Source organism: Flavihumibacter sp. ZG627 (assembly GCF_000814325.1).
Taxonomy (GTDB): Bacteria; Bacteroidota; Bacteroidia; order Chitinophagales; family Chitinophagaceae; genus Flavihumibacter.
Map to the genome: position 1 here is coordinate 183,494 of NZ_JPHF01000007.1, position 12,221 is coordinate 195,714.

At 40.5% G+C, this 12,221-nt stretch carries 10 protein-coding genes; all 10 read right to left on the bottom strand.

Annotated features, from left to right (window positions below; translation table 11 throughout):
- Nucleotides 1-16 precede the first annotated feature (16 nt).
- The 10 genes from HY58_RS14370 to HY58_RS14415 all read right to left on the bottom strand — a co-directional run bounded on the left by HY58_RS14370 (nucleotide 17) and on the right by HY58_RS14415 (nucleotide 11,741).
- Complete coding sequence (locus HY58_RS14370; RefSeq protein ID WP_039133312.1) at nucleotides 17-1,309, bottom strand: site-specific integrase; 1,293 nt, start codon at nucleotides 1,307-1,309, stop codon at nucleotides 17-19.
- A 454-nt stretch (nucleotides 1,310-1,763) separates the two neighbouring features.
- Entirely contained in the window at nucleotides 1,764-3,266 is a 1,503-nt protein-coding gene (locus HY58_RS14375) for an arylsulfatase (protein ID WP_039133418.1), read from the bottom strand.
- A 431-nt stretch (nucleotides 3,267-3,697) separates the two neighbouring features.
- The gene (locus tag HY58_RS14380; RefSeq protein ID WP_039133315.1) at nucleotides 3,698-4,270 is read right to left on the bottom strand and encodes an ester cyclase; all 573 of its coding nucleotides are present in this window, start codon (nucleotides 4,268-4,270) and stop codon (nucleotides 3,698-3,700) included.
- A gap of 45 nt (nucleotides 4,271-4,315) precedes the next feature.
- Nucleotides 4,316-4,846 carry a YceI family protein gene (locus HY58_RS14385; RefSeq protein ID WP_039133421.1) on the bottom strand — a complete coding sequence of 177 codons (531 nt, stop codon included), beginning with the start codon at nucleotides 4,844-4,846 and terminating at the stop codon, nucleotides 4,316-4,318.
- 150 nt (nucleotides 4,847-4,996) lie between these two features.
- Nucleotides 4,997-5,686 carry an alpha/beta hydrolase gene (locus HY58_RS14390; protein WP_052324155.1) on the bottom strand — a complete coding sequence of 230 codons (690 nt, stop codon included), beginning with the start codon at nucleotides 5,684-5,686 and terminating at the stop codon, nucleotides 4,997-4,999.
- Between the two features lie 73 nt (nucleotides 5,687-5,759).
- Nucleotides 5,760-6,674: a ClpXP adapter SpxH family protein gene (locus HY58_RS14395; RefSeq protein ID WP_039133427.1), complete on the bottom strand. Its 915-nt coding sequence runs from the start codon at nucleotides 6,672-6,674 to the stop codon at nucleotides 5,760-5,762.
- Nucleotides 6,675-6,722: 48 nt separating this feature from the next.
- On the bottom strand, nucleotides 6,723-7,286 hold the full coding sequence (locus HY58_RS14400) for a DUF417 family protein (protein WP_052324156.1): 564 nt from the start codon (nucleotides 7,284-7,286) through the stop codon (nucleotides 6,723-6,725).
- Nucleotides 7,287-7,295: 9 nt separating this feature from the next.
- Nucleotides 7,296-7,946: an NAD(P)-dependent oxidoreductase gene (locus HY58_RS14405; RefSeq protein ID WP_039133320.1), complete on the bottom strand. Its 651-nt coding sequence runs from the start codon at nucleotides 7,944-7,946 to the stop codon at nucleotides 7,296-7,298.
- A gap of 257 nt (nucleotides 7,947-8,203) precedes the next feature.
- Complete coding sequence (locus HY58_RS19640; RefSeq protein WP_172644663.1) at nucleotides 8,204-8,968, bottom strand: HlyD family secretion protein; 765 nt, start codon at nucleotides 8,966-8,968, stop codon at nucleotides 8,204-8,206.
- A 574-nt stretch (nucleotides 8,969-9,542) separates the two neighbouring features.
- Nucleotides 9,543-11,741: a peptidase domain-containing ABC transporter gene (locus HY58_RS14415; protein ID WP_039133326.1), complete on the bottom strand. Its 2,199-nt coding sequence runs from the start codon at nucleotides 11,739-11,741 to the stop codon at nucleotides 9,543-9,545.
- Between the last annotated feature and the right edge of the window lie 480 nt (nucleotides 11,742-12,221).

Genomic DNA, 12,221 nt, shown 5'->3' on the forward strand with positions numbered 1-12,221 from the left:
CGGTATAGTCTTGTTTTTATAAACCCGGTCTGCCATCCCACAACTTTTTGATCATATGTGCCTTCTGCACCTGGTCAGCTTTTATATACCGACGAAATGCTTTTTCTGTTTTATGTCCGCTAATAGCCATGATTAAATTTGTGGGCGTTCCATCTAAATATTCATTTGTGCAAAAACTGCGACGACAGGTATGTGAAGTAACCCATGCATACTTGGGCTTGATTTCTTCAGTGATCTTGTTTCCCCGTTTGTGAGTTATCTTAATTTGCTCATCGATGCCCGCCAACCTTGCTACTTCTTTGATATGATAATTTAGGTTGACATTACTTACCTGTGGCATTCGCATGTTGTACTTATCAATCAGAATTTTCTTTGCATCTTTCTTTAATGGCACAACAACCGTTGAGTGTGTTTTGGTTTGATTAACGTATAACATACCATCCCTCACTTCTTCAGGTTTAATATCTGAATAATCACTAAACCGAAAACCGGTAAGGCAACCTAATACAAATAAGTCACGGTATTTTTCTAACTGAGGCTGCTTGGATAAATCAAGATGGTATATGGCGGAAAGTTCTTTCCAACTTAGATATATTGCATCTACTTCTTCTTCCATTACTTTAAATGCACCTAAATCCATAAATGGGATAACCTTCTTCCGCATCCGGTCTCTCAGAAATGATTTCAAGTGTTTGATGGTTTTGCCGACACTGTTTGCTTTTAATCCTTTAATTAATTCCTTTCTCCGCACCTGCGGCATTTCATAAGTGAGATAGGATACAAAATCTTCGTAAAACTGGGCATCAAAAGAATCAAAAGTGATAGGTTCCTTTCTGTATTCTTCAAACAATCTCAGATGAGCCTTCATGGCATTAATGACGTTGATGGTACATCTCTTTACTGAACCTTCTTTGTTTTTTGAATAATCATCAATATTGCAGAAGACATCCAATGATTTTTTTTCATCGCTCATTTGTTCAAGACCCCACTTGTCGTTCCGGTTGAAATTTTCTTTAAGGAATTTCATGGGGCAGATATTTCTCCGCTTCAATGCATAGCTAACCATGTCTTCAGCTTTACGAAGTTTTTGAGTGAGGGTAGTTTCGAGTATTTGCACATCTCCGAATTCAGACGGTAAATCTTTGGATATTCTTCCTGTTTTTTTGTTCCAGTATTGAAAAGGGATACTGATGCCAGTGCTTAATACCACACGCTTGTCAGCAGAATGGCAGTATTGCAACGAGACAGGTGTAACACCATTTTTGTTTACTTTACCCTTTCGGGCAATCAGCTTAATTGGATAACGCATAGCTTGGTCTATTTTTAGGTCTATAAAAGTGTTACCAAGCTTAGTAAAGTTAGAATTGAAGTAAATGCTGAGATGTTTATAAATGTTTAAGAACCAGCATTCAGTGTTAAGATAGATAAAGGAAAGTAAAGTTAATTTTTGCGGAACAAAACGGTCTTGAGCACCGTCCGGTCCGCAAGAGTTGATCCGAAAAAAGTATAGCCTGGAGATGAGTCTTCAGGCTTTTTTGTTTCTGCGCTTTACACGAACTGCTTTTTTACAAAGTGAAAGTTCACGCTTCCGTAGTACTATTTGGGGAGTGCAGGAAATTCTTACAAATCGACAGTTGACGTTGGAATACTTCCTTTTCGGTGCTGCAGGAAATTCTTACAAATCGACAGTTGACGTTGGAATACTTCCTTTTCGGTGCTGCATAAAATTCTTACAAATCGCAAATTGGAAATGCATTACTATTTCAACCATTCGCTTTGATCTTTTGCAATAAAGCGGATAACTCTTTTACTTTTTGAGGATAAGCTTCTGCAAGATTATTTTTTTCACCTATATCATTTTTCAGGTCATACAGTTGAGGCAATGAATGATTACCTGTTTCAATATCCGTCAGATTGTTATAGGGCGTTCCATTGCTGGGTTCAATATATTTCCAATCGTTCCTGATAATTGATAATGCTCCGCCTTGAAGCACCAATACATCGCGACCTGATGGTGATTTGCCCAGCAATGTATTTATCAGATTATAACTGTCCGGGGCTTCCTGCAAAGACAGAGGCTGTTTTAAAAATGATGAAAAGGAATGGATGATATCTATCTGGCAAACCAAAGCATCTGAGACCTGTGGTTTAATGGTTCCCGGCCAGCTAATGATGAAAGGAACTCTTGTACCGCCTTCGAAAGCGCTATACTTTCCCCCACGTAACAGGCCAGCCGGTTTATGTCCATTTGCTTTAGTAACCGCTTCATCTTCATAACCATCATCCAGTACAGGTCCATTGTCACTGGTAAAAATAATGATCGTATTGTTTGAAATACCAAGTTGCTCCAGTTCTTTAACTATTTCACCAACAGTCCAATCCAATTGCAAAATAGCATCGCCGCGGTAACCCAGTCCGCTTTTACCTTTAAACATAGTAGAAGGCATGCGTGGTACATGGGGTTCCGTTAATGCATAATAAAGAAAGAAAGGCTGGTTTTCATCCATAAATTCTTTTGCTTTTTCCAAAAACGTCAGCGGCATTTCTTCATCCGTCCACCTTGCTTTGTTACCTCCGCTCATGAAGCCAATCCGGCCAATACCATTTACGATGGTATTATTATGGCCATGATCAGGAGACGACTTCATTTTCAATAATTCAGGATGCTCCTTACCTGTAGGATCATTTCCAACTTTTTGCTGATAATTGACCTGAATAGGATCCGAAGAATCCAGCGCAACAACATGATGATTTTCTACAAAAACAGTGGGTACACGGTCAGCTGTAGCGGGAAAAATAAAGGAGTAATCAAAACCCACTTCATTTGGGCCGGGTTTTAATTCCCCGTTCCAATTTTTTTCCAGGCTTGTGCCTAATCCTAAATGCCATTTACCAACAATGCCGGTTTTATAGCCTGCTTTTTGAAACAAAGAGGGCAGGGTTGTTTTACCGGGTGGAATAATCAATGCGGCGTCTCCGGGCAAAATGCCGGTGCCCTTTTTTCGCCAGGGAAATTCACCTGTCATTAATGCGTAACGGGAAGGGGTACATGTAGCTGAGGTACTGTGCCCGTTTGTAAAACGGATGCCATTTGTTGCGAGCCTATCCAGATTAGGCGTTTTGATCTTCGTAGCACCATAGCAACCCAGATCGCCATAACCCAGGTCGTCCACATAAATGAAAACAATATTTGGCTTCAGGTTCTGTGCGTATAAACTAAAAGGCAGAAAAAATAAGATCCATGTTATTGCTGATCTGAAAAACATATCCGTTGGTTTGCTGTAGTGCATTAAGTGGAATAATGGTTTGCGATTAAAAATCTGGATACCGGGGATTTAAAGGAGCATTCCAGCCCCTTATTTGAATTTATTGTTTTCAAATTAGGCGATTGAGGTAATAAAACCAATGGTTCAGAATCATTTTCAGCATAGTGAATGCATTGGAGACGCCTTGGAGACGCTTTGCTGACCTATTGTTGACGCATCAAACCTGCTTCCAACACGCTTCAGCAACCGCTCCTTCTCCCTTCCGCCACGCTTTGGAGACGCTTCCCACCTGCTTAGAAGTTGCTCAGAGACGGCTCAGAGACGGCTTAGAGACGGCATGGGGCCGGCTTTCAACGCCGCTCAATCTATACTTCCCAACCGATATATGTATGATTTAAAAACCCGGAGATAACCCCGGGTTGAATATTATGTTATTGTGCCACACCAATTTGCTTCATCATGGCATAGTTGTCCCAATGCAGGTATTCTTCAATCATTTTGCCTCCCTCCCAATGTGCAATGGTAGACATCGTTATTTTAAACTTCTTACCAGTTGGTGGGATCGATTTACCATTTCCAATGTCCATTGGTTTTGAAAAAGTTCCCTCCATCTCGCCAATAACGGCTGTCCAGTCGCCACTGCCAAAACTTACAGGGTGTTTGGTGATTTTTGTATCAGGCGCAAACGCAAACAAAGGGGTCAGCTTATCGATATGATCCGGATAAATACCTGATGTAACGGTTCCATCGGGATAGTATACTTTGATGTTATCGGCATGGCTGACAGAAAAGCTGTCCCATTTTTGATTATTGTAGAATTGGAAGTCAAGACTGTCGAAGCGCCTAAGCCTTTCCTGCGTTAGCTGATCTGTGTCAGAAGTTGTAGCAACAACATCTTTCGATTCATCATTGGCATCTGATGCTTTTTGATTGTCGTTACAGGCTACCAGCATAATAATAGCCAATAGAGCTGAGAAGATTAAGCCTAAGGATGTCCTTTTCATTTTGTTGATTTTATAGTTACACGAAAATGTTATTAGGAGTAAACATTAAGCTTGTTTCACTAACTGTACATCTGCATTGATTTTGATGTCATCGCTTACCACTACACTACCCGCTTCTGTTACCGCATTCCAGTTTAAGCCAAATTCTTTTCGGCTCACTTTACCGGTAACGGTAAAGCCAGCTTTTGTTTGTCCATAAGGGTCCACCACAATGCCACCAAATTCCACATTGAGGGTTATAGGCTTAGTAGTTCCTCTGATTGTTAAATCACCATGCAGCTTCGCGTCATCCCCATGTGCTTCATATTTTTTGCCGACAAAGCTGAGTTGGGCATGTTCTTCCGCATTAAAAAAATCGCCGGATTTCAGGTGCGTGTCCCTTTGTTCATTGTTGGTGGTAATTGAATCGATGTCGGCGGTAAATTCAATCTTTGAAGCTGTGGTAAAATCATCCGTTTCTGTTTCTACCTGAAGGTCGTACTGCTTAAAAGAGCCTGTTACAGTTGTAATCATCAGGTGTTTGACTTTGAAAAGAATTTCAGAGTGCGTTGGGTCAATCTTCCATTGAATTGCCATAACGGTAGTTTTATTGGTATTAATAAAGATGTTGCAATTATGTTTATCAAAACTTATGCCCTCAATGAGAGGAGCCACTTATCAGATCAATTCAAATCCACCACCTGTTCAGAAATTTTATAGTGAACGATATTATTTAACGCTATTCGATTATTTGTTCGCCGGTGTTTCCTGCAGCCAATTATTCAGATCCAGCAACACCTGGTTATTTATTTGATGCGCTATGGGATATTCATGGTATGTTAACTGAGCCCCTAAATCGTCAATGTAATCTTTTGCTGCTCTTGCGTAATGGATAGGTAAGGTATTGTCCTGTATGCCGTGGGCAATAAATATTCTTAGTTTCTGAAGGTAGTCATCTTTTTTAACGAATGGTTTTATCTCATCCAGTATCCTTCCGCTTAATGTAATAATCCCCTGTACTTCGGTTGGATGAATCAGGCCAATACTATAACTCATGATCGCACCCTGACTGAAACCTCCCAGATAAACTTCGTCGAGGTCATAGTTTTGCTTTATCTCACGGATAAAGGTTCTGATCAGCTCCCTGCTTGCTGTTTCCTGTTCCGCATTGATAATGGGCTTACCGGTTGAAAAATCAACATTGTACCAGGCATATCTTCCTTCCCCTAACGTATATGGTCCACGTGGTGATATGATAAAGAATTCCTGGGGTAGTTGCGGGGCAAGACTGAATAAATCCTTCTCATTGCTTCCTACGCCATGTAGCAGGATGACTGCTTTTTTCTTTGCTGATTTTTTGTCTGGTTCCCTGATTAAGTATTTTAATACCAAGTTGTCAGAAGCTATGCGTTCAGTGTCTGTACCTGTTTTTATCATTGGATAATTATTTACTAAATGAACATAAATTGAAAAGTGTATCAATAAAAATATAAGGCTTTGCATACTTAAACTATCCGTTTGTTAGCTTCCACATTGTGCCCGCAAAAGTGATGGTGCGGCTTGCTTTCCCTTGCTTTTCAAGTTCAGTTAAAATGCCTTCGGCTTGTTCCAGATCAACCTCATAAAAAACAGCAAACTCTTTTAATGTAACCGTATTGTATTGGCTGAAAATACCTTCATAGGAGGAGGGATTCTTTATCTGAACTTCGCCAGGAAGTAATTTCAGCAAGGCCTGCTCATATACCTTATATGGTTTGCTGCCATACACTTTAAAACGGTTATCGTCTTCATCTATAAAATAAATGGTTGGAAAACCTCTCACGCCCCACGCTTGAGCCATAGAGAGGTCTTCTTCAAATAAGAGTTTAGCGCTGTGTTCGTAATCAAACTCAAATTGCTTAACATCTAAACCTGCATCCTTGGCGGCCTGTAAAAGATGTTCCAGTCTGGTGATATTTTTCTTCTCTGTGAAAACCATTTCTTTTATCCGTCTCAGGAAGCGTACAGCTTTAAGGTTATCCTGCAGTTGCGCAGCTTTAAAGGCGATGGAAGGTGGATAGGATGAATGCAGTGGATCTTCGTTCCATACATCACCGGCAATCGGCATCTGGTAATGAGCGCCGGCTTCTTCCCAATGCTGCCCTACACTCGAGGGACCGTTTACATCGCTTCCACCATATTCGCTCCAGCTTTTGAGCAAGCCGCCCATCCGGTATTCAATGTCAAAATAGTGACCGTATTCCTGCTTCAGTTTCCGAAGTTGTGGTTCAATTCCCCAACAGGAAGAACAAATAGGGTCGGTAAAGTATAAAAGCTTAATGGGTTTGTTAACGGCTCCCTGCTTGCTAACATCGGAAGCTTGTGGAATTTCACAAATCCCGGTTTCCATATCGCAATTCATTGCATCCTTTAAATCTTTTTCCATGTTTTCTTTTTTAACGGGATGTACGTTTTTCACATCCACTTATATTATTTACGTTTTAGTCTCTACATATTTTTTCGCCGCCTGTGCCATGGTAACCACTGCTGCTCCCATCATTATGACGTCTTTAATAACAAGTCTTCCCGCTGCACTCAGATAAGGGAATCCAGATTCGCTGTCGCCCAAAGAAGGAACCCACGTTTCAGGCGTTGTTAGCAGGAAGGATAAGGTTACCAGGCTCATGATAAAGGCCAGGAAGCTACCAACGGCACTTAGTGCAGGGGAAACAGGATACAACGCGATCAGCAATCCAATCAATACGATCACGGCTCCCAGCCCATAGGAAAACAAATAGGTATTGTTTTCTTTGTGCCAGGCTATGTTTTCCGGTTTGTATTCCCCTTCTTTATTCATGTGCTTTTTGTATTCCGGCGCATCGTATTTTAAAAAGAAGCTCATGGTGGGACTGTTGGCAACAAAGGGTATAATTCCCACCGCTTCATACCGGAAAGCCTTTAAGCAACCAATCCAGAGTAGCACGATCACCAATCCGATACGGGTAAGATGAATACCCGTGGTTTGCAATGATGCAGCGTACATAAAAAACTTGTCCATAATACCTGATTAATATGCAACGGTGAAACGCTGGCGAATATGTTGCGGCTGTTCGAGTTCATCCACAATTGCCATAGCTGTATCTTCTACAGAAATCACACTCCGTCCATCGGCATCCATTACGGGGTTTTCCAAACCTTTGCGGTAGGTTCCCTTCCGCTGGCCTGAGGTGCCCTGGTGCATTTCTACTGCCGGACTAAGGAAGGTCCAATCCAGTTCAGCTTCCTTCCTGAGAATATTGAGGTAATCCCTCGCTGCCAATGCTCCGGGTTTCCAATCGGGAGGAAAACCTGGCGTATCAACAATTTGCTGTTCAGGCGCAATAAATAAACTTCCTGCACCGCCAACTATTATCAATCGCTTTACGCCAGACTCTTTAACAGCATCCTGTATGGCTTGCGACCCTTTCAGAAAATCATCATACAGATTTGGGTTTTGCCATCCGGCGTTGTAGGCACTGATCACGGCATCATGACCAGATAGTGCTTTTGCCAGATCTGTTACATTCAGCACATCTGTGGAAACGACCGTTAAATTTTCAGCGGATGCTATCTTTCCCGGGTTACGGACAACGGCTGTTACCTGATGCCCTCTTTGTAATAATTCATGTAAGATGGCAGTTCCTACAAACCCTGATGCTCCTATTAAGGCTACTTTCATTTCCTTTATTTTTTATACAAAGCTACCGCAGCACCCAGCCATGGGCCATTGCGTTTGGGCAAGAAATGGCATTGATTTAAATCAAGAGAAAAAGGGGGTATAAACAAGTCTATTTACGCCTCATATTTTCTACGCACGCGGTTCAGGGTTACGGAAGTAAGCCTAATGCAGGAGGATATAAAAGTTGATGAAGACGTCGAACAACTTCCGGGTAAAGCGAATTAAAATAAGAGTAGCATTCTTCACTCATTATACTTTCATCGATTAATCCCTTGATTGTAAATAGAATAATAAAAACGCTCCAATAATCTTAGATCTTCTGTAATGATTTCTGCATTTGCTTTTAAGCCTTCAGTGAAATAAACCGGCTTTGCATAATTGGTTAATAGTCCATTGGGTAATATTATTCTAGCAGCATAACTACTATCAATTGGGATACGGGATATAAAATTGACCCGTCCTTCAATACTTCCAAATTCAGCATAGGGGTAGGCGGGAAGCTTCAATAAAACCTTTTGTCCCATTTTAACTTTTCCAAAATTTGTTTGAGGAATATGTATTTCAGCATAATATAAACTGTTTTCCGGCTTGACATAACATATAGGCTGGCCTGCTTTTATTTGTTGGTTTTCCTGAATAAATGATGCAAAAAAAAATTTTCCGTCAATTGGTGCAATTAAAAGGTATTTTTTCATCCACGCACCTACCTGGCTTTTGAATGTATTCAACGCCTGCTCAAAAATTATTTTTTGTTGTGCAATGTTATTTTCAAGTTCCAATATTTCTTTCTTTTTATCATTCTGTTGGCTTTCATTGGAAATGATTGAAGCATTTAACTGTGGTATTGTAAGAGATTTATTCAGCAACTTGCTCTTTTCAATGCGGTAATCACCCTCAGAAATAACTTTCTGGCGCTTTAAAGTATCATTCGCATTAAATGTATGCTGAACAAGAGCAAGATCCTCTTCCTGTATGCTTTTCTGAAAAATTAGGTTTGAATGCAGCCTACTCAAATTAGCCATATCCCTGTAAAGTATACCTTTCTTTTTCAGGTAAAACCCGTTCGCAAAATAATTGCTGAATGAAAGAAACGCATGTTTAAAAACCTGGTATTGCGGTTGCAGTTCACCCAGGCTTGTATTGTTCAGCGAAAAGTATTTTACCAGAACCTCAGGCTTATTGTTCTTCACATTTAATTGAATGCTGTCCAGGATTATGGAAATATCAATAACCGACTGATGGTTGGCGATGCTTTCCATAACACCAACAACAGCATTAGTATGCACTCTATCCCCTTCTTTAATAAATAGTTTAACAATTCTCCCTTCAGCGTTACTTATTACTAACCTTGGAGGATGGATTGAGCTAAACACGCCATTTGCTTTAACCATATCTGGGTATTTGATAAACCAGGTAGCTGCAAGCAGTAAAATAGCTATGCCCAATAATAATGTTATTCCCCAGCGCACTATAAAGGTGGGCTTTTTGCTGATCAATTCTGTTACTTCGGTGTTGCGTAATATCGGGTTGAGATCATTTTCGGAATCGATCAATTCATTTATCCCACCATTGTCGTTTATTTGGATTGGCATAATCTTAATTTCCCAGTTCCAGTTGATTTTTTACAAGTTCATAGTATCGTCCTCTTTTATGACTCAACTCTTCATGCGTTCCTGATTCCGCTATTTCTCCTTCATGCAATACAATAATATTATCCGCATTCTTCACCGTGCTTAACCTGTGTGCCACTACTACTACTGTTTTTTGTTTAAAAAAAGCCTGTAGGTTCTCCAATATTTCTTTTTCATTGTTGGCATCTAGCGAATTCGTGGCCTCATCAAAGGAGATGTAATGCGGGTTTTTGTACACCGCCCTTGCTATAAGCAAACGTTGCTTTTGCCCTGCGCTGATGCCATTACCTTCAGCTCCTATTTTTGTATTAAACCCGAGTGGAAGATTATCAATAAAAGATAAAATATTGGCTATTTTACAGGCATGCAATAGCTTTTGATAATCGGGTGTTTCATCAATTATAGCAATGTTTTTAGCAATGGTGTCACTGAAAATAAAACCCTCCTGCATCACGCAGCCGCAGTGGCTGCGCCAAAAACGAGGGCCAAAAGCTTTTAACGAAACTTTTCCAATTGACAATTCTCCAGTGTAGTTTTCGTAGTATCGTAGTAATAATTTTAGCAGGGTGGTTTTACCGCTGCCGCTTACACCTACAATGGCAGTTGTTTTTCCCTCAGGCATAAGTAAATGTATATTTTTCAAAACCGGTTCATTGCCTGCACCTGGATACGTATAACTGAGGTTACGTATATGAATGCTTTTATTTTCCGGTAATAGATTATTGAAGGGGTGGTGCGGAGGTTCTTCATCTTCAAGTTGATGAATTTCATTAAGCCGCTCCAACGAAATTTTGGCGTCCTGATATGACTGCATAAAACCAATTAATTGCTCAATCGGGCTGTTGAGCTGGCCAATGATGTATTGAATGGCCAGCATGGCGCCAAGTGTAAGCTGCCCGTTGATCACAAGTTGAGCCACCAGGAAAGTGATTAAAATATTTTTTCCTTCATTAATAAAAAATGCGCCGGCCTGCTGGCTTTGGCTTAGCGAAAGGCTTTTAAAAGAAAGTTTAAAAAGGCGGCTTTGCACATGCTCCCATTCCCACCGGCGCAAGTGTTCAGCGTTGTGTAATTTAATCTCCTGCATACCCTGAACAAGTTGCATAGTGAGGCTGTTCTCTCGGGAAGCTAAATCAAAACGCTGAAAATCAAGCTTGCGGCGGTAAGACATAAAAAGACGTATCCAGAAAAAATAAAGAATACTACCAGCAGCAAAAACAAAAAATATTGTAGTGCTATAACCCAACAAGACTAGTGAAAAAACAAAAAGGTTGAATACAGAGAAGACCGTGGACAAAGCTGTGCCAGTTAAAAAGTTTTCAATGCGCTTATGATCAGTAATTCGCTGCAGGGTATCGCCGGTTTGTTTGGTGTCGAACCAGGAGATAGGCAGTCTCATCAACTTTAACCAAAAGTCGGAGAGAATGGAAATATTAATCCTGGCGCTGATATGCAGAAGCAGGCGGGTTCGTATAAATTCTATCAGGGTACGGCCAAAAAACAGCATCAATTGAGCTACGAGGATGATCGTGATATACGAAATGTCCTGTGCATTGATCCCCGTGTCAACAATGCTCTGGGTAAGAAAAGGAAAAACCAATTGTATCAGGCTGCCCAATAGCAGGGCCAGAGCCATCTGAAAAAAATATCTTCTGTACGGTTTTACGTAATGCAATAAGGTGTCCCAACTGACGCCTGTGCTTATTCCCTTATCATCTTCCTGGTCGGAAAACCCGTGACCTGGTTCCAATAGTAATGCAATGCCCGTAGCCTCGCCATTATCATCTATGCTGCTAATCCATTGCTTACAAAATTCCTCCCGGGTATAAGTAAGCAATCCTTTTGAGGGGTCTGCAATCGCAATTCTTCTTTTATTGGTGTTTGAAATAATGACGACGAAATGGTTTTGCTTCCAATGAAGGATGGCGGGTAATCTTACTTCATGAATCAATTGGTAAAAACTCAATTGTACCCCCTTTGTTGTAAATCCGATACTTTCTGCAGCTTCAGCAATGCCTAATAGAGAAACCCCATCTTTACTAAATCCGGATCTGTTGCGCAATTTATCCAAGCCTATACTTTTTCCGTAGTGTTTAGCGATCATGCGGAGACAGGTGGGGCCGCAGTCCTTTGAGTTGGGTTGTTTATAAAAATAAAATGACATTGAAATTTTCGCTGATAAAAGTTATATTCTCCAGTTTTAGAGATTTTTTTCCATAATTGGTGCCCGCAAGTATATAGGTGATCGGGTTGATTGGGCAAACGCTTTCAATTCAGTTCGCTTAAATTATCCTCATACGAATTCCCTGAACTCTATTGAATGTTAACCCAGACAACCTCTTACCAAAGCAGAATCGCAATAAACCTGTATAAGGCTAAAATGAAAATTTCACTATAATAACTGCTTGTCTAGGGCGCAATGAAAAGGCGCTAAATATATTGTAAAATGCTTCATTGTTGAATATTGAATAATACTTTTCATTCAAAAGATTATTACATGCCAGTTCTATATCAATTTTGGTTTTCGGAACGCTATACCTGTACAAAAGATTGAGAAGGAGTTGTTTGTTCCTGCTATGAAAACTATTGGTATAATAATTAGAAGATACCATCAAGCTATGGTTATATGGAACAGGTCCTTAAA

Coding starts and splice junctions, on each gene's coding strand:
- HY58_RS14370 (WP_039133312.1), bottom strand. CDS start 1,309: ATGCGTTATCCAATTAAGCTGATTGCCCGAAAGGGTAAAGTAAACAAA.
- HY58_RS14375 (WP_039133418.1), bottom strand. CDS start 3,266: ATGTTTTTCAGATCAGCAATAACATGGATCTTATTTTTTCTGCCTTTT.
- HY58_RS14380 (WP_039133315.1), bottom strand. CDS start 4,270: ATGAAAAGGACATCCTTAGGCTTAATCTTCTCAGCTCTATTGGCTATT.
- HY58_RS14385 (WP_039133421.1), bottom strand. CDS start 4,846: ATGGCAATTCAATGGAAGATTGACCCAACGCACTCTGAAATTCTTTTC.
- HY58_RS14390 (WP_052324155.1), bottom strand. CDS start 5,686: ATGATAAAAACAGGTACAGACACTGAACGCATAGCTTCTGACAACTTG.
- HY58_RS14395 (WP_039133427.1), bottom strand. CDS start 6,674: ATGGAAAAAGATTTAAAGGATGCAATGAATTGCGATATGGAAACCGGG.
- HY58_RS14400 (WP_052324156.1), bottom strand. CDS start 7,286: ATGGACAAGTTTTTTATGTACGCTGCATCATTGCAAACCACGGGTATT.
- HY58_RS14405 (WP_039133320.1), bottom strand. CDS start 7,946: ATGAAAGTAGCCTTAATAGGAGCATCAGGGTTTGTAGGAACTGCCATC.
- HY58_RS19640 (WP_172644663.1), bottom strand. CDS start 8,968: ATGGCTAATTTGAGTAGGCTGCATTCAAACCTAATTTTTCAGAAAAGC.
- HY58_RS14415 (WP_039133326.1), bottom strand. CDS start 11,741: ATGTCATTTTATTTTTATAAACAACCCAACTCAAAGGACTGCGGCCCC.